Raw genomic sequence first — 26,039 nt, forward strand, 5'->3', positions numbered from 1 at the left:
AGCCCCGCCTCCCAGCGCAAGCAATCCGAAACGCCCTCGTTCGGCGAGCCGCAACCATTTCCGTTCCGCTGCCTAATGACAATATCCAATAGGGTGGGTCAAAATAATCTATAGAGTGGTTATAGGTATTCTCTCGGGCGGTTTATGCGGCGCCGCAATTTCGGGCGGTCCCACCCACGCCGAAGGCCGAAGGCGCCTCGGCATCGGCAATTAAATGCCGATAATTCAAATGTCTTGGAGATAGGCAGCGCCTATGGACGAGGCGCCGTCGCTGCGGACAAGCCTCCCCGGCCGGGCTGTGACAGAATGACTTGAGCCGCGCCGCGGCGCCGATCAGCGGGCGGCGCTTCCCGGCGCCGGAGCGGCGACGTCCAACGCATTGCGCAGATCGGCGGCGCCCTTGTCGCGCGCGGTGAGCGGCGCCAGTCCGAAGCGCGTTTCGATCGTCGCCAGAATCGACGCAGTGTCATAGACCGTGTGGTCGACGAATCCCTTTTTCGCGAAGGGCGACAGAATCAACGTCGGCACGCGCGTCCCGGGACCGAAACGGTCGATCCGCGGCGGCGCGACATGATCCCAGGAGCCGCCGTTCTCATCGGCCGTGATGATGATCAGCATGTCGTTCCAATTCGGACTGCGCCGCAGCCGCGCGACGACATCGGCGAGATGCGCGTCGCCGGTCTTCAGATCGGCGTAATGCGGATGCTCGTTGAACTTGCCGACCGGCTTGTAGAAAGAGACGGCGGGCAGCGTCCCCGCCTCCGCCGCCGCGAAGAAATCGTCGGCGTCCTTCAAATGCCGCTCGCGCGCGGGCGTTCCGGGACCGAAATCGGCGAAATAGAGAAAGGGCTGGTGATGCGTCTGAAAGAACTCGGGCGCCTCGCGCTGGCGAATGCGCCCGGCGCGCATGTCGTTCCAGCCGCCGGCATACCAGGCCCATGAGACGCCCTTCTCGGTCAGCCGGTCGCCGATCGTCGGCTGCGTCTGCGGCGGCAGGCCGAGGCCCGCGGGCGTCGGAGCGTCGCGCGGCGACAAGGGCGTCGTCGGCTGCATCGTGCTGACCACGAAGCCGTCGCTGGTGACGGGTCCGGGCTTTTTGTAGCGCGGCGGGCCGATATGAGCGCTCGCCGGCGTGTCGGCGGCGCGCGCGAGAAAGCCGGTGGCCTCGTCGATCTCGGCAATCAGCGACGGCGGCGCCGAAGGGAAGGTCGGGGCGCAGGCGCAGACGAGAAACATGTGATTGAGGAACGAGCCGCCGAAGGCGCCGTGGAAAAAATGATCGGCGAGCGTGAACTCCCGAGCGAGGCGCCATTGCGCGAGGGAGCGGCCGTCGTAATAGCCCATGACCAGCCCGCCGGCGCCCGAGACGGCGGCGAAGCGATCCATTCTGCCGCCATTGATCTGCTCCTTCTCCTGGAAGAAATCATGCGTCAGATCGGGCGTCTTCTCGGCATTCGGCAGGAAGGCTTCGATGGGAAAAGGCGCATTGGGGAGAATGGAGGGAAAACGGGCGTCGACGCCCTTGTCGCCGCGCACCGGCGGCAACTCGCCGAAAGGCTTGCCGTCGACGTCGACCTGGGCGAAGCGCTCGGCGCCTATGCCGAGGCCATCGGCGCCGGGATAGAGGCCGAAGACATTATCGAAGCTGCGGTTCTCGGTATAGATCACGACGATATGGCCGATCACCGCGAAAGGATTTGCCGCCTCCTGCGCGAGCGAGGAGCCGACGAGGCCGAAGAAAAACGGCAAAAGGGAAGCTCCGGCCAAAATTCGTGAGAGCGTCACGGCGCGGCTCCATTCGCAATTGTCTTTTTCGAAAGCTAAATGCGCAAACGCACAATTTCATGACTTCGCAGAAAAGCCTCCGCGCGCGGGCGCGGAGGCTTTGTCGAGCGCAGCGAGAAATCCGCTCAGTGAGCGTGCTTCGTCGCGAGTTCCTGCTGCGGCTTGGGCGTCGCATTGGCGCGCGCCGGCAGGACCGGATAGTCGACTTTCGGCTGATCGCCGGTCAGCGCGCCGAGGAAGGCGACGATGGCCGTGGTCTCGTCGGGCGCGAGCTGCACGCCGAGCTGGGATTTCGCCATGACCTCGACCGCCTCCTCCAGCGTCCACACCTGGCCGGTATGGAAATAGGGCGCGCGCAGCGCGACATTGCGCAGCGGCGCGACGCGGAAGGAGAAAACGTCCGCCGGGCTCTTAGTGACGGCGAAACGACCCTTGTCGGCTTCCGGCAGAATGGCCGCCGACGGCTTTTCCACCGCGCCGAACTGCGCGTAATTGCCGCCGCCGGCGTTCACGCCGTCGTGGCAGCCGCTACAGCCCTTGTCGATGAAGAGGCGCAGGCCCTTCTTCTGCGTCGCGTCCAGCGCCGCCTCGTCGCCGGCGAGGAATTTGTCGAGGCGCGAGTTCGGCGTCACCAGCGTCGCTTCGAAAGCCTCGATCGCCTTGGCGAAATTGTCGAAGCTCGCCGGCTTGTTGTCGCCCGGGAAGGCCTTCTGGAACGAGGCGACATAGGCCGGAATGCTGTTCAGCGTCGCCTCGACATTCGACGGCGTGTTGTTCATCTCGACGCCGGCTTGCACCGGACCCTTGGCCTGAGCCTTCAGATCCTCGGAGCGGCCGTCCCAGAACTGGGCGGCGTTGAACACGGCGTTGAGAACGGTCGGCGCGCGGCGCGGGCCCTTCTGCCAGCCATGGCCGATGGAGGTCGAGCCGGCGTCGACGCCGCCGAGGCTCAGATTATGACACGAGTTGCAGCTGATGAGCTGGCTCGAGGAGATGCGCGGATCAAAGAACAGCTCTTTGCCGAGTTCGATCTTGGCGGGTGTGAGTTCGTTGTTCTTCACGGCCTTGGCGGCCGCAGCCGCGGTGACCGGCTTGAAAACGGCGTTGGCGTCCGATCGCAGATCGCCGGCGACTGCGGCGAAAGGGATCAGCGCCATCGCGCTCAGCGCGGCGATGAATGCACGTGACATTTCCCAGGGCTCCTCCGATGGGGCTCGCGCGTGCGCTGCGAACGGACGCCGCTCGAACCGCCGCCCGCCTACCACAAGCTGAGCCCGCGGGCAAAGGCAATAATGCGCCAAACTGGGAGATGTCATGTAATTACAACTATAACTCTACTATTTTTCCGGTCATGTCGAATTGATGACGTCGCCCCGGCGCCAGATATTTTTCTCGCGCCGCAGGCTTGAAATATTGGTCGCGCGGCGTAGCTTCGGTTACTGGCGGCAGGCGAGACAAAAGCTCGAAGACCGCCCCGAGAATCCTTGCCGATGAGAAGGATTCCAGGCAGGATTGCGAATGCTCGCGCCGAGCGAACGAAGCGGCTTCAGCCGACAGGCGCAGCGGGGAGGACGACATGGCCGTGCGCAAGCGCGCCGCGACCGCGGTCGCGGCAATGTTCAGTCTCTCGTTTCTCGATCTCGCGGGGCTCGGTCTCGCCGGCCTCGGCGCGGCGGGACTTTCCGCGGGCCTCGCTATCGCCGAGCCGCTGGGCCTGCCGCCTATCCCCATCCCCGCTGATAATCCGCAGACGGCCGAAAAAATCGCGCTCGGCGATCGCCTGTTCCATGATCTGCGTTTTTCATCCGACGGCACGGTCGCCTGCGCCACCTGCCACAAGGACGACCGCGCCTTCACCGACAGCCCACTGCGCACCTCGGAGGGCGTCGGCGCGAAGACCGGCACGCGCAATGCGCCGACAGTGATCGACGCGGCCTATTTCACCTCCTTTTTCTGGGATGGGCGCTCGGCCTCGCTCGAGGATCAGTCGCAGCATCCATTCCTCAATCCCGTCGAGATGGGCCTGCCCACGCATGAGCCGATTCTCGTGATCGCGCGCTCCGATCCCTTCTATGTCGAGCTCTTCAAAAAGGTCTTCGGCAAGAGCGGCGACGGCGTGACGATGGATGAGGTGAAGAAGGCCATCGCCGCCTATGAGCGCACCCTCGTCTCCGGCGATTCGCCCTTCGACCGCTGGCGCTTCGGCCATGAGGAGAATGCGATATCGGAGGCAGCAAAGCGCGGCTTCGAGGTCTTCGTCGGCCAGGGCCGCTGCGTCTCCTGCCATGTGATCGAGCAGGACCAGGCGCTGTTCACCGACAATCGGTTCCACAATATCGGCGTCGGCGTCAATCGGATGCAATCCGCTATTCCGCGCCTCTCCGCCGAATTTCTGAACGCGAAATCGAAGGGCGTCGATGTCGACAAAGCCGTGCTGACCGACCCCATGACCTCGGAGCTCGGCCGCTTCGCCGTCACCGATCAATTCGACGTCATCGGCGCCTTCAAGACGCCCACGCTGCGCAATGTCGCGGTGACCGCGCCCTATATGCACGACGGCTCGCTGAAGACGCTGAAGGATGTCGTCGAGCATTATGACAATGGCGGGCGCAGCAAGGGCGATCCGCCGCAGGTGAATGATTATCTCTCCGGCGGCATTCGCCCACTGAACCTCTCCAAGCAGCAGCAGGACGATCTCGTCGCCTTCCTGGAGACGCTCACCTCGCCGGCCTATGTCGGCGCGGCGACGAAATGAACGCGCCCGGCGCGATCGAGAAAAGGGAGCCGAGCAGATGAGCGAATTCGTCACCAGGCGCAGCGTTCTCGCGGGAGCCGGGGCCGGCGCGGCGCTGACCACTCTGCCGATCAGCATGGTCACGCTCGCCTTCGGCGGGGAGCGCGAGGATTTCACCTTCACCTATATTTCCGACGCACATATCCAGCAGATCAAAGGCGCGAGCTTCGTGCGCAATTGGGATCAGGGGCTGAAACGCGCCGTCGCCGAGGCCAATCTGGTGAAGCCGGAATCGGATTTCGTCATCTTCGGCGGCGATCTCGCCCAGCTCGGCAAGCGCGAGGAGCTGGACCACGGCGCCGAAATGCTCTCCAAGCTGAAAGGCAGACTGCACGCCGTCATGGGCGAGCACGATTATTATTTCGATCTCGGCGATTATTGGAGCAAGCTCTACGGCCCGCATTATTACAGCTTCGACCATAAGGGCGTGCATTTCATCGTGCTGAACTCGATTTTGACCAGCGAGCAATGGACCTTCCATCGCTGGCCGACGGCCGAGCAGCGCATGTTGGAGATGGCCGGGCTCGACAATCCGAACGGCTCGCCCTTCATGGTCGGCGACAAGCAGCGCAAATGGCTCGCCAATGACCTCGCCAAGGTGGACAAGAAGACGCCGCTCGTCGTCTTCTCCCATTCGCCGCTGCAGAAGATCTACAAGGGCTGGAATTTCTGGACCGACGACGCCGAGGAAGTGCAAGCGCTGCTGCAGCCTTTCGACAGCGTCAACGTCATCTACGGCCATGTCCATCAGATCCAATATAATCAGATCGGCAACATCAGCTTCAACTCGGTGATGGCCACGGCCTGGCCCTGGCCCTATCCGCAGAGCTATGCGCAGGCCGAGAGCCATCTGCCCGTGCTCACCATTCCGATGAACCGCGCCGATCCCTTCTTCGAGCGCGACGCCACCGGCTGGCAGCTGATCGACATAGGCTCGGGCCGCGTCACCGCGCGCTATCAGCTCTGGGACAACGATCAACGCACAGTCGCCTTCGACCACAAGGCCGGCCATCCGGTCGACGTCGCCTATCAGGAGCCGACGCGGCGCCGTCTGCCACAGACCCATTATTGATCGGAGTTCGCTCATGCTTCGCGCGACTTTGCTCCTCGCTCTCGGCCTCGCCGCCCTCGGCGCGACCGCGCGCGCCGATGAATTCACCAAGACAGACGTCGAGCGCTATCAGAAGGAATTCGAGCAGGTGGCGGCCAAGGGCCGCGAATTATGGACGAGCGGCGCGCTCGGGACCAATGGCGTCGCTTGCGCGCAATGCCACCCCAACGCCGCCAACACACACCCAGAGACCTATCCGAAATTCCAGAAGCAGCTCGGCAAGGTGACGCAGCTGTTCGAGATGGTGAACTGGTGCATTCGCAATCCGCTGCAGGGCGCAAATCTCGCGCCCGACGATCCGCGCATGACGGCGCTCGTCTCCTACATCACTTTCGAGCGGCGCGGCGTGAAGCTCGCGCCGGGCCAGCATTGACTACGCCGATATAGTCGACGCGGCCGCGCGAACCGATCGGATCGTAAAGTCCGCCTATTCGGACGGAGCCGCCGCCATTGCCGCGGCGCAGATGAGGGGAATGCCGAAAAAGCTCTCCTCATCGGAGCCGGCGGCCTTGTGCAGCTCGAAAGCGTCCGTCCAGACCGCCCTCTCCGTATCATCGGCCGGGCGGTAGGTGCATTTGGCTTCGGCATTGCCGGCCTGAAGCCATTTCCTGCTGTTGCGCACGAAGCGGTCGAGCGCTTTCTGATCGGTCGGGCGAATAACGCATCTGGGGACGCCATCGACCAGGACGACTTGCGGCAGCATGTCCGATCTCCGACAAAGGGCCTGAGCCCGTCTGATTGCTTGTCTCAGAATTAGATAGCAATCGACATGCCATGCCCCGCAGGATCAGCCGATGTAATCCTGCACCACATCGCCCAGAATGCGGTTCACATCGTCTATGGTCGAAACGTCATAGCGCGTGGTCTTCTCGCCGGCGGCCTCGTCGTCGCGCTCGAATTTCGGATGGCCGAAGCGGATCGAGCTTCCCTCGATCTCGAAAGGCAGCGGCAGCGGCTCCTTGAGCGGACGCGAGACGAAGAGCAGGCCCATCACCTTCTGCTCGACGGCGCTCGCCTTCAGCGCCAGCTCGACGCCGAATTTCGGGCCGATATCCTTTTTGATCGAATCGTCGAGGAAGGCGACCCAGCGGAAGAAGCTGTCAAAATTGCGCCGCGCGGCGGCGAGAACCTGTTCTTCCGCCTTGGCGAGGCTCGCGCTCGGATCGCTCATTGTGTCAAATCCCCGGTCTGCGGCGCCTTTCGCCGAAGAAGCCGAGAACTACGCGAAATTCGTGCCGCCAGACGCTCGACTCGCTTCATAGGCGCGCAAATGCGTCGCGGCGATTTCCAGCACCGGCGTCTCCAGCCGCGCCAGCCGCGCCCGCGCCAGCATGTCGCCGAGAATGTGTTCGCCCTCGGTTCGCCTGCGAGATTCATGTCGCCCAAAGGGCTCTCGATCCGCAGCCCGCGCTCGGCGAGGAGGCGCAAGCGCGCTTCCCGCACGAAAAAGGTCACATCCGCGCCCGCTTCGACGAGCCGGCCGCCGAAATAGCCGCCGACGGCCCCCGCGCCGAGGATCAGAACGCGCATCACGCGCCGCCGGTCGGATAATTCGGGCTCTCTCTGGTGATCGTCACGTCATGGACATGGCTCTCGCGCAGGCCGGCGTTGGTGATGCGCACGAATTCCGCCTTGGACTGGAACTCGGGAATGGTCGGCGCGCCGACATAGCCCATGGCGGCGCGCAATCCGCCGGCGAGCTGATAGAGGATCGGCGCCACCGGTCCGCGATAGGGCACCTGACCCTCGATTCCCTCCGGCACCAGCTTCAGGCTCTCCTTCACATCCTGCTGGAAATAGCGGGCGGCGGAGCCGGCCTCCATCGCGCCGACGGAGCCCATGCCGCGGTAGGATTTGAAGGAGCGGCCCTGATAGAGAAACACCTCGCCCGGAGCCTCCTCGGCGCCGGCGAGCAGCGAGCCGATCATCACGGCCGAGGCGCCGGCGGCGATCGCCTTGGCGAGGTCGCCCGAATATTTGACGCCGCCGTCGGCGATGACCGGCACGCCGGCTTTGAACGCCTCCTCGGCCGCGTCCATGATCGCCGTGAGCTGCGGCACGCCGACGCCCGCCACAATGCGGGTCGTGCAGATGGAGCCCGGGCCGATGCCGACCTTCACGGCGTCGGCGCCGGCGTCGATCAGCGCCTTGGCCGCGTCGCGCGTCGCAATATTGCCGGCGACGATGGAGACTTTGTTGGAGAATTTCTTGATGCGGCCGACCTGATCCAGCACCGCCTGCGAATGGCCATGAGCCGTGTCGATGACGATGAGATCGACGCCGGCGTCGATCAATTGCAGCGCACGCTCGAAGCCGCGATCGCCGACCGTGGCGGCGGCGGCGACACGCAGCCGCCCCTCGGCGTCCTTGGCTGCGTGCGGATGCAGCGTCGCCTTTTCGATGTCCTTCACGGTGACGAGGCCGACGCAGCGATAATCCTCGTCGACGACGAGCAATTTCTCGATGCGATGCTGATGCAGGAGGCGACGCGCCTCCTCCTGATCGACGCCCTCGCGCACGGTGATGAGCTGCTTGGTCATCAGCTCGGCGACCGGCTCGCGCATATTGTCGGCGAAGCGCACGTCGCGATTGGTGAGAATGCCGACGAGCTTGCCGGGCTTCTCGCCATGGCCGCGCTCGACCACCGGAATGCCGGAAATATTATAGCGCGCCATCAGCGCCAGCGCGTCGGCGAGCGTCTCGTCGGGATAGATGGTGATCGGATCGACCACCATGCCGCTCTCATAGCGCTTGACCTTGCGCACCTCGGCGGCCTGGGCGGCGGGGGTGAGGTTCTGGTGGATGACGCCCAATCCGCCGGCCTGCGCCATGGCGATGGCGAGGCGCGCCTCCGTCACCGTGTCCATGGCCGAGGAGATGATCGGCAGGTTGAGCGTTATGTCGCGCGTCAGCCGAGTCGAAATATCGACTTGCGACGGCATCACCAACGAATGGCTCGGACGCAGCAACACATCGTCGAAGGTCAGAGCCTCGTGCAACGGCGGTCGTGCGTATGATGTCATGAAGCCAACTCCCTCGGGGGCGCAAAAACCGGCCATGCTCGAGGCCGGACGACGTAGAGACGGCGACGACGGCCGTCTTCCGGGTTGGCGCGTGCTCATAGCACCAATATGACGGAAGGCAAAATCGGCGCGCGCCCACGGTGGAAAACTCGATCGAGGCCGCGCGACGGAAGCCTCACGCCGTCTCCAGCGCCGCCGCCGCCGCTTCCGCGCCCATGTCGAATTGCAGCCGCGCCAGCCGCGCATAGAGTCCGCCCGCGGCGACGAGGCTCGCATGAGTCCCCTGCTCCACGATGCGGCCCTCGCTCATCACCAGAATGCGGGTGGCTTCGAGCACTGTGGCCAGCCGATGGGCGATCACCAGCGTGGTGCGTCCCCGCATCACATCATGCAGCGCCTCTTTCACCAGCGCCTCGTTCTCGGCGTCGAGCGCCGAGGTCGCCTCGTCGAGCAGCAGGATCGGCGCGTCGGCGAGAATGGCGCGCGCAATGGCGAGGCGCTGGCGCTGGCCGCCGGAGAGCGTGACGCCGCGCTCGCCGATCTCCGTGTCATAGCCCTGCGGCAGCGCCTCGATGAATTGCGCCGCCTGCGCGCGCTTCGCCGCCTCGATGATCGCGCTGCGCGAGACGCCCTCGCGGCCATAGGCGATGTTGTCGGCGACGCTCATGCCGAAGACGATCGGGTCCTGCGGCGCGAGCGCGATGGCGCCGCGCAGCTCGATCGGATCGAGCGCGCGCAGATCGACGCCGTCGATCGTGATCGCGCCCCGCGAAACATCGTAGAAGCGCTCGAGCAATTGGAACACGGTCGATTTGCCGGCGCCCGAAGGGCCGACGATGGCGATGCGCTCGCCCGGCGCGACGGCAAAGCTCAGCCCATCCAAGGCCGCCCGTCCCGAGCCCGCAGGATAAGAGAAGCCGACATCATCGAAGGCGACGCCGCCGCGAACGGGCTTCGGCAGATGGAGAGGAGCGGAAGGCGCAGCGACCGTGGGCTGGATGGAGAGAATCTCGCCGATGCGGCCAGCGGCGCCGGCGGCGGCGGACACCTCGCTCCAGACCTGCGACAATTCTCCGAGCGAGCTCGCCGCCAGCACGGCGTAGAGCACGAATTGCGAGAGAACGCCGGTGGTGATGCGGCCGGCGAGCACATCCTGCGCGCCCAGCCACAACATTGCGACGACGCTGCCGAAGGCGAGGAAAATCGTCACCGAAGTGACGATGGCGCGAGTCTGCGTGGCGTCGCGCGCGGCGGCATAGGCGCCTTCCGCCGCGGCGCCGAAACGCTCGGCCGCGACTCGCTGCGCATTGCAGGCCTGCATGGTGCGCATGGCCGCGAGATTTTCCGCGGCATAGGCGCTGGCCGTGGCGAGTTGATCCTGCGCATGGCGCGAGCGCCGCCGCATCACCCGCCCGGAGGCGATGAGCGGCAGTACGATGCAGGGAATGGCCGCGAGCGCGACGCCGGTGAGCTTGGGGCTCGTCAGCGTCATCATCACGATCGCCCCCGCGAACATGAAGAGATTGCGCAGCGCGATCGACACGGAGGAGCCGAACACGGATTTCAGCTGCGTCGTGTCCGCGGTGAGGCGCGAGGTCAGCTCGCCGGTCTTCGTCTTGTCGTAGAAGGCGGCGTCGAGCGAGGTGAGATGGCGGAAGAAATCGCCGCGCAGATCGGCGACGATGCGCTCGCCGAGCGTCATCACCAGATAATAGCGCGTGCCGGAAGCGAATGCGAGAATCGCCACGACGCCCACCATCGCGCCGAAATAGAGGTTCACGGCGGAAGGATCGTCGGCGGAAAATCCGTGATCGATCATGCCGCGCACGGCGAGCGGCAGGGTGAGCGTCGAGACCGCGGCCACGCCGAGCGCGATCAACGCCAGCGCGATTCGGCCCTTATAGCGATAGGCGTAGGGAAGAAGCGGCTTCAGCGCGTCGAAGGCGCGCAGCCGCGAACGAAAATCGCGAGAGGAGGTTTCGGCTGTCATGCGGGGGATATAAGCGCCGAACCGGATCAGTCCAAGCCGCATCGTGTCGGCCGACGCATTTCACGACGCCGGCGATTTCGCGGGGCGCCACGCCAAGCGATTGATTTGCCGAGATTGAGGAAAAAAGGGCCGCGTTTTCTCGAAAAACGGCCGACGGAGCCCGCTAGACAGTCGACAAGGTTATGTTAGGCTCGTCATCGTCGACAAGACAGCCCCGCAGAGAGGGGTAGGAGCGCACCCGCCACCGAATGAACGATAAGGCGGGACGTTCTGGAAACCAAAGGAGTGACACCAATGGCTGAAAAAGAATTCGAACTCAACACCACCGTCTATATTTTCGCGGGCGTCGGCGCCCTTCTGCTCGGCGGCCTCGGCGCTGCTGGCCTCGGCGGCGTCGCGAATACGCTTTCCGCAGCCGTTGTCGGCGCTCTCGCCGGCGGCATCCTCGGCTTCTACTTCAAATAAGCCGCGAACCGCTCGACCTCTCCCCCATGGACGCCTGAGTCGGAGCTCCTGTCCACGGATCCCGGCCAACGTCCGAATGTAACGCCGGCGACCGCCTGTCGCTGGCGTTACTTTATGCCCTGCCTCGAGCCGCTCGCCACTGATGCGGGTCTGATGCGGCGGAACCTGAGCGCAAATAACCACAGAGCGCGGCCTGCGGTAAATGCGCCAGATTGTCGCGCCCCTCGGCTCAATCGTCGTCGAAGTCGAGAGTCTTGAGCCGGCCGAACACACGGTCGGCGTCGAACTGATCTTCCTCCTCGACCGGAGGCGCGGCCGGGCGCTTCCCGAACACATCCTCGGTCGTCGTCGGCTCGTGATGAGGCGCAGTGGTGATCTCGGCCGGCTGCAGCGTCTGGCCCTGCTCCTCGAGCGCGGCGGGACGATCCTTGGCGGCGCGATTGACCTCGAAATCGAGATCGATCTGCGAGCAGAGGCCCAAGGTCACCGGGTCCATCGGCGCGAGCGCCGCGGAATTCCAGTGCGTGCGCTCCCGCACCGCCTTCAGCGTGCTCTTGGTGGTGCCGACGAGGCGCATGACCTGCGCGTCCTTCAGCTCGGGATGGTTGCGCACCAGCCACAGAATCGCGTTGGGACGATCCTGGCGGCGCGACAGCGGCGTGTAGCGCGGACCGCGCTGGCGCTTGACCTCGGGCACTTTGACCTTGGAGACGGACAGCGACAGCCGGTGGGCCGGGTCGCGCTCGCCGCGGCCGATCTCCTCGCGGGTGAGCTGGCCAGAGGTGATCGGATCGAGCCCGCGAATGCCGGCGGCGACCTCGCCATCGGCAATTCCCTTCACCTCGAGCGGGTGCAGCTTGCAGAAATCGGCGATCTGGTCGAAGGCGAGCGACGTATTCTCGACGAGCCAGACGGCCGTCGCCTTGGGCATGAGCGGAGCGGTGCTCATCGATCGTTTCTCCTTCAGATGCGCCAGATAAGCCGATCCCGCGCCGCGGGGCCGAAGCCGCGATTTTTACGGATTACCATGCGGGGGATGCTCTCCATATAGACTGGCCGCCGGCGAAGCGCAATCGCCGATCCGAACCACTCGGAGCCCGTCAAACCCCTTCCCGCGCATGGGCGGGCCGCAATCCCCGCACATAATCGGGCAGAGACGCGCCGATCGCCGCGCCGAGCCGCGGCCCATGGCGATGAAACATCAGGCCGACGGCGATGACGGCGACGCCTATCCCCGAGAGGGCGAAGGGGAAGAGAATCGAGTCCTTGAACACCTCGGCCGCCAGATGACCGAGATAGAGCGTCACGCCAAAGGCGCCGAACACGGCGTAGGCGCGGCGCATCAGCACCAGCGACAGCAGGAGAAGCCCGAGATTGATCGCGCAATAGAGCGCCTTGCCGATCTCGTCGCCGCTGTGCTGCGCGGTCAACCCGCCCCAAAAGGCGAGAAGGCCGGAAAGATGCAACCAAAAGGCGAAGTCTCCACCGCGCCAGCGCTTCAGATCGACGAGCCAGGCGGCGGCGATGACGAGCGCGCCGAAAGCGAGGCTCACATTGGCGCGCTGCTCGAAAGTGAACGCCTCCTTGCCGACCAGCCAGGGCGTCAGATCCATCGACATGAACCACAGCGTGAAGGCGATGATCATGGTGAGGAAAGGAAAAGGAAAAAACGCCAGCGCCAGCAGCGCCGCGGCGATCGTCCCCAGCTCCATCGGCAGCCAGCTCGCGCGCACCCAGACATAAAAGTCGTGATAGGGGACGAATTCGGTCGGATCATGACCGCCGAGAAGCTGGAGCGCGAAGACGAAGAGCGGCGCCATGGAGACGGCGCATGTCACCAGCAGGCCGGCGGGCGTGCGCAGCCCGCGCCGCCGCCACAGCCAGCCGCCCGCGGCGGCGAAGCCGACGCCATAGGCCAGCGAGGTGATCATCAGCGCGCGCGGCCCCCAGAGGCCGAAGGCGGTGGTGCTGAACAGGCTCATCGCGCCCATGACGATGAGCGCGCCCATATACCAGAGCACATTGACGACATCGAAGCGCGGCGCCCCCTCCCCCGCGCTTCCGCGCTCGGCGAGGAAATGCGCGAGCCGCCGATGGGCGTCGGCGTCTATGACGCCGGCCTCCAGCGCCGCGCCGAGATCGTCGGTGGTGAATTTCGATCGGGCCATGGCGAATTCTTTCCCGTCCAAGAAAATCATTCGGGGGCCGGACGCGACCTCGGTCGCGCCTTCTCGCGCCCGACTATAGCCGCTCCGCCCCGCATTCGCCCCTGCATAGCGCCTGGAAAGGGACGAAAATGTGCGTTTCCGCATGCTGGAGCCCGCGTCTCCGCCGGGAGGGTGAGCCGGATGGCCGTCTCAGCCCCAATTTGACAGGACGCCCCCCTTTTGCCCATGTTCGCGCCCCGACGCGGGCCGGGCTCCCCGGCGAAGCTTGGCGGCGAGCTGCCCGCGACCGGATTTCTGAAGGACTGCTCGATGAATGTCGTCATCGTCGAATCGGCCGCCAAGGCCCAGACGATCAACAAATATCTCGGCCGCGATTTCAATGTGATCGCCTGCTACGGCCATGTGCGCGACCTGCCGCCCAAGGACGGCTCGGTCGATCCGGCCGAAGATTTCGCGATGAAATGGGAGAGCGACGCGAAGTCGGCCAAGCGCATCTCGGCGATCGCCGACGCCGTGAAGAGCGCCGACACGGTCATTCTGGCGACCGACCCGGATCGCGAGGGCGAGGCCATCTCCTGGCATTTGCTCGACATATTGAAGAAGAAGAAGGCGCTCGGCGGCAAGCGCGTCGAGCGCGTCGTCTTCAACGCCGTCACCAAGGACGCGATCCGCCAAGCGATGGCGCATCCGCGCGAGATCGACCAAGCGCTGGTCGACGCCTATCTCGCCCGCCGGGCGCTGGATTATCTCGTCGGCTTCACGCTCTCGCCAGTGCTGTGGCGGAAATTGCCGGGCGCGCGCTCGGCCGGCCGCGTGCAATCGGTGGCGCTACGCCTCGTCTGCGACCGCGAGCTGGAGATCGAGAAATTCGTCACGCGCGAATATTGGTCGCTGGTCGCCCATCTGAAAACCAAGGCCGGCGAGCCTTTCACCGCCCGCCTCTCGGGCGCCGACGGCAAGAAGATCACCCGCCTCGACATCGGCTCTGGCCAGGAGGCCGAGGACTTCAAAAAGGCGCTGGAGAGCGCCGCCTTCACCATTCGATCGGTGGAGGCGAAGCCGGTCAAGCGGCACCCTTACGCGCCTTTCACCACCTCGACGCTGCAGCAGGAGGCCTCGCGCAAGCTCGGACTCGCCCCGGCGCAGACCATGCGCATCGCGCAGCGCCTCTATGAGGGCGTCGACATAGGCGGCGAGACCGCCGGCCTCATCACCTATATGCGAACCGACGGCGTCGATATGGCGCCGGAGGCCATCGCCTCGGCGCGCAATGTGATCGCCAAGGAATATGGCGATCGCTTCGTGCCGAAGATTCCGCGCAAATATACGGTGAAGGCCAAGAACGCCCAGGAGGCGCATGAGGCGATCCGGCCGACCGACCTCTCGCGCCTGCCCAAGCATGTCGCCAAGCATTTGGAGCCGGAGCAGGCCAAGCTCTATGAGCTGATCTGGACCCGCACCATCGCCAGCCAAATGGAATCCGCCGAGCTGGAGCGCACCACGGTCGATATCGACGCCCTCGTCGGCAAGCGGAGCCTCGAGCTGCGCGCCTCTGGCCAGGTGGTGCGCTTCTCGGGCTTTCTCGAGCTCTATCAGGAAGGCCGCGACGACGATCAGGACGAGGATGGCGGCCGCCTGCCGGCGATGCAGCCCGGCGAGCCGGCGACGCGCGAGAAGATCGAGGCCAGCCAGCATTTCACCGAGCCGCCGCCACGCTATACGGAGGCCACTCTGGTCAAGCGCATGGAGGAGCTCGGCATCGGCCGTCCCTCCACCTACGCCTCGACTCTGGCTGTGCTGCGCGAGCGCGATTATGTGCGTCTCGACAAGAAGCGCCTCGTCCCCGAGGACAAGGGCCGCATCGTGACAGCCTTTCTGGAGAGCTTCTTCACCCGCTATGTGGAGTTCGACTTCACCGCCGGCCTCGAGGAGAAGCTCGACAAGGTCTCCAACAATGAGATCGACTGGAAAGAGGTGCTGCGCGACTTCTGGGCCGATTTCTCCGGCGCCGTCGACGGCACCAAGGAGCTGCGCACCACTCAGGTGCTCGACAGCCTCAATGATCTGCTGGGGCCGCATATTTTCCCGGCCAAGCCCGACGGCTCCGATCCGCGCGCCTGCCCGGCCTGCAGCGCCGGCCAATTGTCGCTGAAGCTCGGCAAATACGGCGCCTTCATCGGCTGCTCCAACTATCCCGAATGCCGCTTCACCCGCACGCTCTCGCCGCCCACCGGCGAGGCCGCCGAGGGCGCGCGGCCGGGCGTGAAGGTGCTGGGCCAGGACCCGGAGAGCGGCGCCGAGATCACTCTGCGCGGCGGCCGCTTCGGCGATTATGTGCAGGAGGGCGAAGCGACCGAGGAGGGCGAGAAGCCCAAGCGCTCCTCCATCCCCAAGAGCATAAAGCCCGACGAACTGACCCTCGAGCAGGCAATCCGGCTGCTGTCGCTGCCGCGCGAGGTGGCCAAGCATCCCGAGAGCGGCGAGCCGATCGTCGCCGGCATCGGCCGCTTCGGGCCTTACGTCCAGCACGGGAAGACCTACGCCAATATCGGCCGCGACGACGATATTCTGACGATCGGCGGCAATCGCGCCATCGATCTCATCGTCACCAAGGAGAGCGGCGGCGGCGGCTCGCGCTTCGGCCGCGCCTCCGACCCCGGCCGCACGCTCGGCGACCATCCGCAGGGCGGCGCGATCTCGGTGAAGAGCGGGCGCTTCGGACCTTATGTGAATTGGGGCAAGGTCAACGCCACTCTTCCCAAGGGAACCGATACCGAGAGCCTGACGGTGCAGCAGGCGGTCGATCTTTTGGCCGCCAAGGCGAGTGGCGCGCCCTCGGGCGGCGGCCGCGTGCTCGGCGACCATCCGCAAGGCGGCGCGATCACGCTGCGCGACGGCCGCTATGGGCCTTATGTAAATCTCGGCAAGGTCAACGCCACTCTGCCGAAGAATATGAGCCCGGAAGATGTGACGCTCGAAGAGGCGATCCGTCTGATCGAGGAGAAGGGCGGCCCGGTGAAGGCCAAGAAGGCGCCGGCCAAAAAGGCCCCCGCCGCCAAGGCCAAAGCGCCCGCCTCCAAGGCTCCGGCGAAAAAAGCCGCCGCCAAGAAGGACATAGAAGAGAGCGACGAGGTTCCGTTCGAGGATTCGAAGCCGGCGAAAAAAGCGGCCGCCGCCAAGGAGCCCGCCAAGAAGCCCACGAAGAAAGCAGCCTCGGGGAAGTGAGAGGGGGCGGCCGCTCAAAAGGCGGCCGCGCCGACCTCACTGCGTCAGCCGCAGCGAGCCGAGCCCCGTGCCGATCGTCGAGAAGGCGAGGTTGAGGCTCTCCGCGTCGGTCGCCGCGAAATAGTGATCCTTGTTGGTCGCGCAATTCTTCAAGAGCGTCAGGCCCTGATCGTCGATCGGATCGCTCGAGATCGAGAAGCCGATGGTGAATATCTCGACGCCTGCCGCTTTGGCTGCAGTGCAGGCCTCCAGCGTCAGATCGTCCTCGGCGCTGCGCGATGTCGACAGATAGCTCGTCTTGCTTCCGGCCGAGGCCGTGAGCGCCGATCGGTAATTGACGCCGTCGCCCGCCGAGCCGTCTGGAAGCCGCGCATTGGCGGAGCCGTTGTAGGTGTAATAGCCGAGCGACTCGTAGTCGGACCCGACCACGGTGCGGGTTTGCGTTCCCCAATTGTTGAAGCCGTCGGTCATGAACACGATGACCTTGTGATTGCCGGTGGCGCTATAGGCCTTGCCTCGAGCGAAGGGACCGACCGGCGAGATCGTCCGCCAACCCCACATGAAGCCGACATGGAGATTGGTGTTGCCATTGGCGGCGAGCTTGTCGATCTTGTTCTCGACGGTGGTCTGCGTCGAAGTGAGCTGCAGAACCGTCTGCGTCGCATTGTCCGGGCAGAACTGATTCGGCCCGAAAAAGCTCTCGGGGCCGAAGGAGCCGCCGATCGACGAGCTGGTGTTGTATTTGCAAATATGGGTGAGCCGGCCCCATTCGCTGCTCGCCGTATCGCCGCAGGTCGAGGACGCGCTCCCGCCGCCCCAGTCCCAACTCCACCCCCCGTACTCGGCGTCGTTGTCGTCGAGATAGCTGTTGCCGTAGCCGTTGCTATCCGGCTCGTCGGGCGCGAGATAGGGGACGAACAAGGTCTCGGCGTTCGTCGAAGAGATCGTCATATCCTGCACATTATAGGGATAGATCGGCTCTTCGAAGCAGCCGCGCCAATCCAGCGAGGACCTGCGGCTCGCGAGCTTGCTGAAAATGTCGAAACGGTTCGTGAAGCCGGCGGCGGTCGCCGCCGTCTTGCCGCCGAAGGCGGCCCAATGCTGAGAATTGGCGCCCTCGAGATCGATCCAGGAGGCCGAACGATTGGTCGAGACGGTGGGATCGACAGCGACGACGCCGCCCGCGAAAGGCGTCACCGCGAACTTCACCCGTCCCGGCGCCTTGGTGAACATGGTGCCCACGAAGCTCTTCGCGGCGGTTCGCAGGGCCTTGAGCTTCGTCACGCCGCCCGTGCTGCGAGTCATCGAGCCGGAATTGTCGAGCACCAGCGCGATCTCATAAGTGTCATTCGGGCTGATGCCGCCCTGCAGCGCCGCGCAGGCCGTCACCTGGGTGGACATGGACGTCGTCCCGGCGATCTTCATGATGGCGGTCGCGACCTGCGCCTGCGCCGTGACACAGAGCGAGAGCCGATCGGCGGCGATGGCCGCCGACGTCACCGTCGCCGTGGCGTTGCGATAATTGGTCGAGAGATAGACCTGGGCCTGGCTGCGCGCCTGCTGATCGGTCGTCGTGCCGACGATGCCCTTGGCGACCGCGAGCACGGCTGTGTCCGCCGCCTGCTGCAACGAGCCGCGCGCGGCGGCTATGCGGCCATAATCGACGCCGGCGCCGATCATCATGACGACCGGCACGAAGCTCAAGCCGAATATGATTCCGACGTTTCCTGCTTTGTCTCGTGCGAAGGAACGAACAGATCGTTCCTTATTCGCCACAGGCCGCATCATGTAGGGGCTCTCGATGTTCGTGAAAATCGGACCGCCTACGCTTACGGCAAATTTCTCTTTCGGTTCTAAACCGATCCGGACAATTACGGTTGACCTCCGGTAACCTCGAGAAAGCGTAAACGGAGCCTATTCGCCCCCTCGGCGCCGGGCCGCGCGCTTCGGCGTCGCACGGTGTATATATCGGCGTCCCAGCGCCGACCGCCGGGACGATTCCGCGGCCTTCGAGACCGACTTTGACCAGAAAAACACGCGAGTTCGCCTCGCCCGCCCCCGTCCTTCCCGCACGCGAGGAAATTCTCGCCTTCATCGCGCGCGAACGCGAGGCGATGAGCCGCGCCGGCAATATGGGAAAGATCGGCAAGCGTGAGATCGCACGCGCGTTCGGCGTCAAAGGCGCCGATCGAATCGGATTGAAGCGCATTTTGGCCGAGCTCGAAGCCGAGGGCGCGATCGAGAGGCGCGGCAAAAGGCTCGCGCGTCCGGGCGTCCTGCCCGCTGTCGTGCTGGCCGACATCACGGGTCGCGACCAGGATGGCGAGCTGATCGCCGCGCCGGCCGAATGGGATTCCGACGAGCTCGGCGCGCCGCCGCGTATCCGCATCTCCGCGCCGCGCAGACCCAAGCCCGGCGAGCCGCTGCCCGGCGTCGGCGACCGCGCTCTGGTGCGCGCCGAGCCGGATCGTGACGCCGGCCCGAATGATCCGCCCTACGCCGGGCGTGTGGTGAAGCTCCTCTCCAAGGCGCGGGCGCGCATCGTCGGCGTGCTGCGCGTCGCCGCCAATGGCGTGGCGCACATAGAGCCCGTCGAGAAGAAGCAGGCCGGCCGCGAGATGGTCATCGCGGCGGAGGATCGCGGCGAGGCCAAGGACGGCGATCTCGTCTCCGTCGATCTCATCGGCAAGACGCGGCTCGGCGCGCCACGCGCCCGCGTGCGCGAGACGCTCGGCTCGCTCGCCACCGAGAAGGCGATCAGCATGATCGCTCTGCGCGTGCATGGCGTTCCCGACGAGTTCCGCGCCGAGGCGGTCGCCGAGGCCGCCGCCGCTCTGCCCGCGCGGCTCGAGGCGCATCGCGAGGATTGGCGCGAGCTGCCGCTCGTCACCATCGATCCGCCCGACGCCAAGGACCATGACGACGCCGTCTTCGCCGAGCCGGACACGGCGCCCGACAATCCCGGCGGGCACATCGTCACCGTAGCCATCGCCGATGTCGCTTATTACGTCCGCCCGCATTCGGCGCTCGACAAGGATGCGCTGGAGCGCGGCAATTCGGTCTATTTTCCCGATCGCGTCGTGCCCATGCTGCCCGAGCGCATCTCCAACGACCTCTGCTCGCTGAAGCCGCACGAGGATCGGCCGGCGCTCGCGGTGCGAATGCGCATCAGCGAGAAAGGCCATAAGCTCGGCCACACCTTTCATCGCGTGATGATGCGCTCCAAGGCCAAGCTCAATTATGCGCAGGCGCAGGAAGCGCTCGACGGACGCCCGGACGAGATTTGCGCGCCGCTGATGGAGCGCGTGCTGGAGCCGCTGTTTCGCGCCTATAAATCGGCGGATCAGGCGCGCGAATTGCGCGCGCCGCTGGAGCTGGAGCTACCCGAGCGCAAAATTCTGCTGAAGGCGGACGGCACGGTCGATCGAATCGTCGTGCCGCCGCGCCTCTCGACGCATCGGCTGATCGAGGAATTCATGATCCTCGCCAATGTGGCTGCGGCGGAAGTGCTCGAGGAGAACCGGCAGCAGCTCATCTATCGCGCCCATGACGAGCCTTCGCGCGAGAAGGTGGCGGCGCTCTCGGAGTTCCTTTCGACGATCGGCGTGAAGCTCGCCAAGGGCCAGGTGCTGCGGCCTTCGCATTTCAACGTCATTCTGGCACGCGTGCGTGGCAAGGAGCATGAGAATATCGTCAATGAGATCATACTTCGCACGCAGGCGCAGGCCGAATATACGCATGAGAATTACGGCCATTTCGGCCTCAATCTCCGCCGCTACGCGCATTTCACCTCGCCCATCCGCCGCTACGCCGATCTCGTCGTGCATCGCGCGCTCATTCGCGCGCTGAAATTCGGCCCCGGCGCCATGCCCGAAATCTCGGCCGGCGAGCTGGCGGAGATCGCCGCGCGCATCTCCGGCGCCGAGCGGCGCGCCATGGCGGCCGAGCGCGAGACAATCGATCGGCTGATCGCCGCCCATCTCGCCGAGCAGATCGGCGCGCGCTTTCCGGCGCGCATTTCCGGCGTGACGCGCGCCGGCCTCTTCGTGCGGCTGCTCGATACGGGCGCGGACGGATTCATTCCGGCGGCGACGCTGGGGCGCGAATATTTCCGCTATGACGAGGCCGGCCATGCGCTGACCAGCGGCTCGGGCGAGAGCTTTCGCCTCGGCGACATCATAGAGGCGCGGCTCGTCGAGGCGACGCCGATCGCCGGCGCCCTGCGCTTCGAGGTCGCCGGCGGCTCGCGGCGCGGAGCGCCGCGACGCGGCGCCTACAAACGCGTCGGACGAAGCTCAAAATACAATAAAATCAATCCATAGCCAGCTTGATTCTTCTTTGATGGTGGGTTACTTTGCAAGCTCTGATTGAAGTGGGAGAGTAAATTGGTTTCCCCATATAATGGCCTTGAACGACGCTCTTTTTGGAAAACGGGCGTCAGCGAAACGCATCCTCTCGAATTGACGGATATTTACGTCAAAAAATTCGAAATCGGGCGGAATGACCGAATCGCGACGGCCGGCAGCTGCTTTGCTCAGCACATTGCTCACAGATTGCGGCAGCGAGGATTTCAAGTTCTCGATAGCGAATTGCCGCCTCCCGACCTCGATACAGAGACCGCGAAGCGGTTTGGTTTTCGACTCTATTCCGCTCGATACGGCAATGTGTATACAGTTCGCCAGCTGCTACAATTGATCCAGGAATGCAGTGGCCTGCGTAGGCCATCAGTTACAGTGTGGGAAAAAAACGGTCGCTTCTTCGACGCTTTGCGTCCATCGATAGAGCCTGATGGCCTCTGTTCGGTCATGGCTGTCGTAGAGCATCGCGCTCAGCATCTATCTCGTGTCCGATCGATGCTTGAGCAAACCGATCTTCTTGTCTTCACTATGGGACTGACAGAAGCCTGGATTCATCGCGAGGACGGTACCGTCTATCCAACTGCGCCGGGGGCGATCGTGGGATCTTACGACCCGTTGATTTATACATTCAAAAATTTTAACTACGATGAAGTGCTGCAAGATTTTCTTGAGCTGCGGAACCTATTGAAAGCTCTGAAAAGTGACATTCGCTTCATGCTCACTGTTTCGCCGGTTCCTCTGACTGCAACGGCCGGTCATGAGCATGTTCTGGCGGCGACGACATACTCAAAATCCGTACTTCGCGCCGTCGCTGGCTATCTCGCAATGTCTTTCCAAGACATAGACTATTTTCCCTCGTTCGAAATCATCGCAGGCGCGCAGGCGCGCGGCTTTTTCTACGAGAGCAACCTACGTTCGATTTCAGCAGCCGGCGTCGATGTTGTTATGCGGACTTTCTTTCGCGAACATTTCGGCTCTGTCGAGAGTGTTGCGGAGACGCCGCACAATGAGGTTCAAAGCGCTCGCTGCAGTGTCGCCGCGATAGACGCACTGCAGGAGGTTTTTTGTGACGAAATGCTGTTGGAGGCCTTTGCGCCATGACGAATATCTGTCTGATCGGCGATTCACATTCGAGCGCTCTGAGGTTTGGAATTGAAGCCAATGGAGTCTCTACGCGGCATGCTTTGACTTATTTCGGCTTGCACTGTCGTCATGTGCCGGCGCTGCGCATACGAGAACGCAAGGTTGAAGCTGAAACCGAGGAGGCGCGATACGAACTCGCCATGGCCAGCGGCGGACAGGAGATGATCACAATCGACTCCTACGACGAGTTCTTGATTGTCGGCTTCGGCCTCTATATTGGGTATGTAGTTAGTCTGTACCGAAACTATCGCAGCGATTGTATGCCCGGCCCGACCCGCGGCCGGTATCTCTTATCCGATAGTTGCTTTTTAGCCACAAGCCAGCGCCTCGTCGAAGGCGTCGAGGCGTTCACTGTCATCCGACTGATTCGATCGATCACTGATAAGCCCATTACTCTCGTTGCTACGCCTAATCCAGGCGCGGGACTCGAAAAAAATGACATGCCGGCGGATTTTCCCCCTTTCTATGCGGCTTTGGAGCACGGAGACGCCGAGGCAATCGCGATGATCTTCCGTGAGGTGTGCAATCGTCTTGCCGCAACCCATGGCGTGAGAATCGTTCCTCCGATTACAGAAGCGAGCGAAAACGGCCTGTTCAATCGTCGCGAATTCTCTCTACTGACAGATCAAAATATCGCAACATCCGACCCGATTGGAGCCATGCTCCATGGCAGCGATACATACGGCGTCATTCTCGCTCGATCCGTCTTCCCGTGAGCGCTCGAACGACCTCTCGTGGCTATGATCCGTCCTTGAGAGCCCCGATCCCGCTGGGGCCTAGTGATAAGATAGGAGCCTGCCTGGGACGTTGGCGGCGCGAAGCGTGCCGAAATTACGCCAAAGAGATCCAAAATCGGCGATCGCGCGCCACCGCCCGCCTTGACAAAGGCGCCCGCGTCCTTATGGTGCCGGCCAATGCGCCGCCGGGTTCGTGAGGATCGGGACCGGAGCGAGAGTGTCCCCTCACAAGTTCAGGACTGACGGCAATGGCCAAATCCGCCATGATCAAGATCAAGCTTCTGTCGACGGCCGACACGGGCTCCTTCTATGTGACGAAGAAGAACGCCCGCACCAAGACCGAGAAGCTCGTGTTCAAGAAATACGATCCCGTCGTGCGCAAGCATGTCGAGTTCAAGGAAACCAAGATCAAGTGAGGCGAGGCGGGCCAGCCCGCCTCTTCCGGCGCCGCTATCGCGGCTTCGAAGCTCGAAGACGCCCGAAGCTCTAAGTGATACTGAAACGAAACGAGCCCGGAACGGATTTCTCCGTTCCGGGCTCGTTTCGTTTCAGGCGGAGAGAAGATTGTTCCTCGATCGTCACGCCCACCGGCTGCGGCCGCCTTCGTTTCTCCCGAAACGAAGGCGGCCGACTGGCGCTGGCTTTAAGGAGGCCACTCCAACCAACGCCAGCCGGCCAACCCCACGGACCCAGGAGATGCGGCGGACCTGAGCACTCCGCAGGGTATTCGAAGTTGTCTGCCGATACGCATCCAACGCAAAAGCACGCCTTGGGTTCTTATTCTTCTTTGCCCCCGACGCTGCCCGACGCGCATCACGTTTTGGCATGGCTGAGGTTAGCTCAGCTGCATAAAAATGCAACCATCTGGCAAAATTTTCTACAACTTTCCAGATACTAAGTCAAAAACAGTGGCTTGTGATGACGCCTCCGCGGCAGTGAGCGCGCTCTGCGGGCGCTTGTCCACGACGCCTTTGCTCGGGACCGAGCTTTGTGGCAAACCCAGCCGGCCGGGGGCCGCCGATCGGGTTTGGCCGTCAGCGGCGTGGGAGGAAAATCGATGAAGTTTCGTGGTCTCGGATTGGCGCTCATCGGCGCGGCGGCGCTGGCGCTCGCCGCCTGCAGCGGCGGCCGCGAGCCCAATGACGCCGTCGGCGCCAAAGTGCTGCGCAATCTGCTTTCCAAGCAAGGCGTCAATGGCAAGCTGATCTCCTTCAAGAAAATCGACGGCCGCGCACTGAAAACGCCGAACGCCGAGGCCTATGAGTTCTTGTACGAGGCCGAGGTGCAGTTCCCGGAGGCCTATGAGGCCGATTGCGCGAATGAGCGCGCGCGGGGACGCTGCGCCTATCTCGGTCTCGCGCGGAGCCAGAGCTTCCAGAAGGGCGAAGTGCTGAAAGCCGAGGGCACGCTGCATTTCGTGCGGTCTGACAAGGGCTGGGTCGGCGAAGACCAGAACGCCTATTGAGCCGCCCGCTCGTCGTGATCCCCGCCCGAATGGGCTCCTCGCGCCTTCCCGGCAAGGCGCTGGCGCCCATAGCGGGGCGGCCGATGATCCTGCATGTGCTGGAAAAGGCCCTCGCCGCCGCGATCGGCCCGGTCGCGGTGGCGACCGATTCTCCCGAGATCGCGGCGATCGTCGCAGAGGCCGGCGGGCGCGTGGCGATGACGAGCGGCGATCACGCCTGCGGCAGCGACCGCGTCGGCGAGGCGGTCGCCAGCCTCGATCCGGCCGGCGAGCATGACATCATCGTCAATCTTCAGGGCGACCAGCCGGACATCGCCCCCGATACGCTGGCGACCGCGCTGGAGCCGCTCGCGGACCCTGATGTGGATATCGCGACGCTCGCCGCGCCGGCCGGGCCGGGCGAGCGCGACGACCCCAATTCCGTTAAGCTGATCGGCGCCGAGATCGCGCCGCGTCGGATGCGGGCGCTCTATTTCACCCGCGCTCCGGCGCCATACGACGATGGGCCGGATTACCATCATATCGGCGTCTACGCCTTTCGCCGCACGGCTTTGGCGCGCTTCGCCGCCCTGCCGCCCTCCGCGCTCGAGCTTCGCGAGCGGCTGGAGCAGCTGCGCGCGCTCGAGGCCGGAATGCGCATCGACGCCATGATTCTGGACAAAGCCGCCCGCGGGGTGGATACCAGCGCCGACCTTCAACGCCTGCGCGAGGCGCGGGACAAAGACGAACGGAGCCGTCGATGAGCGAGCGGCCGAAAATCGCCTATCAGGGCGAGCCCGGCGCCAATTCCGACATTGCCTGCCGGGAAGCCTATCCTGATCACGAACCCCTGCCCTGCGCCAGCTTCGAGGACGCTTTCGCGGCGGTGACCGAGGGCGTCGCGACGCTGGGCATGATCCCGATCGAGAACTCGATTGCCGGCCGCGTGGCGGATATTCATCATTTCCTGCCCAACGCCGGGCTCTACATCATCGGCGAATATTTTCTGCCGATCCATTTTCAGCTAATGGCGACGCGCGGCGCGACGCGCGAGACGTTGCGCGGCGTCTACAGCCATGTGCACGCGCTCGGCCAGTGCCGCAAGATCATCCGCGCGCTCGGCCTCACCGCTCATACGGCCGGCGACACCGCCGGCGCCGCGCGGGAAGTCGCCGAATGGAACGACACGAGCAAAGCCGCCCTCGCGCCGCGCCTCGCAGCGGACATATATGGTCTCGACATTCTCGCCGAGAATGTCGAGGACGCCGCGCATAACACGACGCGCTTCGTCGTGCTGTCGAAGACGTCGAGATGGGCGGCGGCGGGCAATGGCCCGACGATGACGAGCTTCGTCTTCCGCGTGCGCAACGTGCCGGCGGCGCTCTACAAGGCGCTCGGCGGCTTCGCCACCAATGGCGTGAACATGACCAAGCTCGAGAGCTATATGGTCGACGGCGAATTCGCGGCGACGCGCTTCCTCGCCGATGTCGACGGCCATCCAGACGAGCCGCCGCTCGCCCGCGCGCTCGACGAATTGCGCTTCTTCTCCAAGGAGCTGGAGATCATCGGCGTCTATCCGGCGCATCGCTTCCGCCAGGAGAACAAGCGTAGCTTCGAATATGGCGATTAGTTTCGGACGCACGATCGACGGCGCGCATCACCCTCCCCTTCAGGGAGAGGGTCGGCCGGCGAATAGCCCGGCGCTTGCGACGGGCGTTCTTTATAGAACGCCCTATGGCCGGACGGGGTCCGAGATTCGGGAAGTCCCCCTCCCGAGCGCCTTCGGCGCTCGACCT

Annotated in this window: 22 protein-coding genes and 1 pseudogene; 12 read left to right on the forward strand and 11 right to left on the reverse strand. The window is 64.2% G+C overall.

The features are described 5' to 3' along the window. Positions 1 to 333 precede the first annotated feature (333 nt). Both acpA and C5689_RS14620 read right to left on the reverse strand, forming a co-directional pair. The gene (acpA, locus tag C5689_RS14615; protein ID WP_244594723.1) at positions 334 to 1,785 is read right to left on the reverse strand and encodes an acid phosphatase; all 1,452 of its coding nucleotides are present in this window, start codon (positions 1,783 to 1,785) and stop codon (positions 334 to 336) included. Positions 1,786 to 1,910: 125 nt separating this feature from the next. Then, entirely contained in the window at positions 1,911 to 2,975 is a 1,065-nt protein-coding gene (locus tag C5689_RS14620) for a cytochrome-c peroxidase (protein WP_108918001.1), read from the reverse strand. 386 nt (positions 2,976 to 3,361) lie between these two features. Here C5689_RS14620 and C5689_RS14625 point away from each other — a divergent pair, with 386 nt between their 5' ends. From C5689_RS14625 to C5689_RS14635, 3 genes are read left to right on the forward strand one after another with little or no spacing between them, the layout of a single operon-like run. Then, the gene (locus C5689_RS14625; RefSeq protein WP_108918002.1) at positions 3,362 to 4,540 is read left to right on the forward strand and encodes a cytochrome-c peroxidase; all 1,179 of its coding nucleotides are present in this window, start codon (positions 3,362 to 3,364) and stop codon (positions 4,538 to 4,540) included. A 37-nt stretch (positions 4,541 to 4,577) separates the two neighbouring features. Further along, a complete protein-coding gene (locus tag C5689_RS14630) occupies positions 4,578 to 5,651 on the forward strand; it encodes a metallophosphoesterase family protein (protein ID WP_108918035.1) in 1,074 nt (357 codons plus the stop codon). 13 nt (positions 5,652 to 5,664) lie between these two features. Next, a complete protein-coding gene (locus C5689_RS14635) occupies positions 5,665 to 6,063 on the forward strand; it encodes a cytochrome C (RefSeq protein WP_108918003.1) in 399 nt (132 codons plus the stop codon). A 54-nt stretch (positions 6,064 to 6,117) separates the two neighbouring features. Here the strand turns inward: C5689_RS14635 and C5689_RS14640 are convergent, their stop codons facing one another. The 6 genes and pseudogenes from C5689_RS14640 to C5689_RS14660 all read right to left on the reverse strand — a co-directional run bounded on the left by C5689_RS14640 (position 6,118) and on the right by C5689_RS14660 (position 10,703). Then, positions 6,118 to 6,393 (reverse strand): hypothetical protein, encoded by a 276-nt coding sequence (locus C5689_RS14640; RefSeq protein ID WP_108918004.1) that lies wholly within the window; start codon positions 6,391 to 6,393, stop codon positions 6,118 to 6,120. Positions 6,394 to 6,477: 84 nt separating this feature from the next. Further along, on the reverse strand, positions 6,478 to 6,861 hold the full coding sequence (locus tag C5689_RS14645) for a hypothetical protein (RefSeq protein WP_108918005.1): 384 nt from the start codon (positions 6,859 to 6,861) through the stop codon (positions 6,478 to 6,480). A 48-nt stretch (positions 6,862 to 6,909) separates the two neighbouring features. Next, positions 6,910 to 7,023, reverse strand: coding sequence for a hypothetical protein (locus C5689_RS19010; protein ID WP_342210429.1), 114 nt, complete (start codon positions 7,021 to 7,023; stop codon positions 6,910 to 6,912). Between the two features lie 23 nt (positions 7,024 to 7,046). Continuing rightward, positions 7,047 to 7,220 (reverse strand): annotated as a pseudogene (locus C5689_RS14650) (2-dehydropantoate 2-reductase N-terminal domain-containing protein); the annotation flags it as partial. Next, positions 7,220 to 8,713: an IMP dehydrogenase gene (gene guaB, locus C5689_RS14655; protein ID WP_108918006.1), complete on the reverse strand. Its 1,494-nt coding sequence runs from the start codon at positions 8,711 to 8,713 to the stop codon at positions 7,220 to 7,222. The gene guaB and the pseudogene C5689_RS14650, both read right to left, overlap by 1 nt. 175 nt (positions 8,714 to 8,888) lie before the next feature. After that, positions 8,889 to 10,703: an ABC transporter transmembrane domain-containing protein gene (locus C5689_RS14660; RefSeq protein WP_108918007.1), complete on the reverse strand. Its 1,815-nt coding sequence runs from the start codon at positions 10,701 to 10,703 to the stop codon at positions 8,889 to 8,891. Between the two features lie 294 nt (positions 10,704 to 10,997). On the opposite strand from C5689_RS14660, the gene C5689_RS18645 reads away from it, so the two are divergent. Beyond that, positions 10,998 to 11,168, forward strand: coding sequence for a hypothetical protein (locus tag C5689_RS18645; protein WP_166144260.1), 171 nt, complete (start codon positions 10,998 to 11,000; stop codon positions 11,166 to 11,168). 229 nt (positions 11,169 to 11,397) lie between these two features. On the opposite strand, the gene C5689_RS14665 is transcribed toward C5689_RS18645, so the two are convergent. Together C5689_RS14665 and C5689_RS14670 are read right to left on the reverse strand one after the other, a co-directional pair. Further along, on the reverse strand, positions 11,398 to 12,117 hold the full coding sequence (locus C5689_RS14665; protein WP_108918008.1) for a DUF1013 domain-containing protein: 720 nt from the start codon (positions 12,115 to 12,117) through the stop codon (positions 11,398 to 11,400). Between the two features lie 151 nt (positions 12,118 to 12,268). After that, entirely contained in the window at positions 12,269 to 13,336 is a 1,068-nt protein-coding gene (locus C5689_RS14670) for a hypothetical protein (protein ID WP_108918036.1), read from the reverse strand. Between the two features lie 309 nt (positions 13,337 to 13,645). On the opposite strand from C5689_RS14670, the gene topA reads away from it, so the two are divergent. Then, positions 13,646 to 16,561, forward strand: a complete 2,916-nt coding sequence (gene topA / locus C5689_RS14675; RefSeq protein ID WP_174800262.1) for a type I DNA topoisomerase — start codon at positions 13,646 to 13,648, stop codon at positions 16,559 to 16,561. A 36-nt stretch (positions 16,562 to 16,597) separates the two neighbouring features. Here the strand turns inward: topA and C5689_RS14680 are convergent, their stop codons facing one another. Further along, positions 16,598 to 18,349 (reverse strand): TadE/TadG family type IV pilus assembly protein, encoded by a 1,752-nt coding sequence (locus tag C5689_RS14680; RefSeq protein WP_108918009.1) that lies wholly within the window; start codon positions 18,347 to 18,349, stop codon positions 16,598 to 16,600. A 233-nt stretch (positions 18,350 to 18,582) separates the two neighbouring features. Between C5689_RS14680 and rnr the strand changes: the two genes are divergently transcribed. The 7 genes from rnr (at position 18,583) to C5689_RS14715 (ending at position 25,873) form a co-directional block, all read left to right on the forward strand. Beyond that, the gene (gene rnr, locus C5689_RS14685; RefSeq protein ID WP_108918010.1) at positions 18,583 to 20,883 is read left to right on the forward strand and encodes a ribonuclease R; all 2,301 of its coding nucleotides are present in this window, start codon (positions 18,583 to 18,585) and stop codon (positions 20,881 to 20,883) included. A gap of 63 nt (positions 20,884 to 20,946) precedes the next feature. Further along, positions 20,947 to 22,020: a GSCFA domain-containing protein gene (locus C5689_RS14690; protein WP_162301198.1), complete on the forward strand. Its 1,074-nt coding sequence runs from the start codon at positions 20,947 to 20,949 to the stop codon at positions 22,018 to 22,020. Next, on the forward strand, positions 22,017 to 22,778 hold the full coding sequence (locus C5689_RS14695; protein WP_146188393.1) for a hypothetical protein: 762 nt from the start codon (positions 22,017 to 22,019) through the stop codon (positions 22,776 to 22,778). The genes C5689_RS14690 and C5689_RS14695 overlap by 4 nt, the downstream gene beginning before the upstream one ends. 269 nt (positions 22,779 to 23,047) lie before the next feature. Next, positions 23,048 to 23,215: a 50S ribosomal protein L33 gene (gene rpmG, locus C5689_RS14700; RefSeq protein ID WP_108918013.1), complete on the forward strand. Its 168-nt coding sequence runs from the start codon at positions 23,048 to 23,050 to the stop codon at positions 23,213 to 23,215. A 641-nt stretch (positions 23,216 to 23,856) separates the two neighbouring features. Continuing rightward, positions 23,857 to 24,264: a hypothetical protein gene (locus tag C5689_RS14705; protein ID WP_108918037.1), complete on the forward strand. Its 408-nt coding sequence runs from the start codon at positions 23,857 to 23,859 to the stop codon at positions 24,262 to 24,264. Beyond that, positions 24,261 to 25,007: a 3-deoxy-manno-octulosonate cytidylyltransferase gene (locus tag C5689_RS14710; protein WP_108918014.1), complete on the forward strand. Its 747-nt coding sequence runs from the start codon at positions 24,261 to 24,263 to the stop codon at positions 25,005 to 25,007. The genes C5689_RS14705 and C5689_RS14710 overlap by 4 nt, the downstream gene beginning before the upstream one ends. Beyond that, positions 25,004 to 25,873, forward strand: coding sequence for a prephenate dehydratase (locus C5689_RS14715; protein WP_108918015.1), 870 nt, complete (start codon positions 25,004 to 25,006; stop codon positions 25,871 to 25,873). The genes C5689_RS14710 and C5689_RS14715 overlap by 4 nt, the downstream gene beginning before the upstream one ends. Positions 25,874 to 26,039: the final 166 nt, after the last annotated feature.

Source organism: Methylosinus sporium, from assembly GCF_003113265.1.
In the GTDB taxonomy this organism is placed as follows: Bacteria; Pseudomonadota; Alphaproteobacteria; order Rhizobiales; family Beijerinckiaceae; genus Methylosinus; species Methylosinus sporium.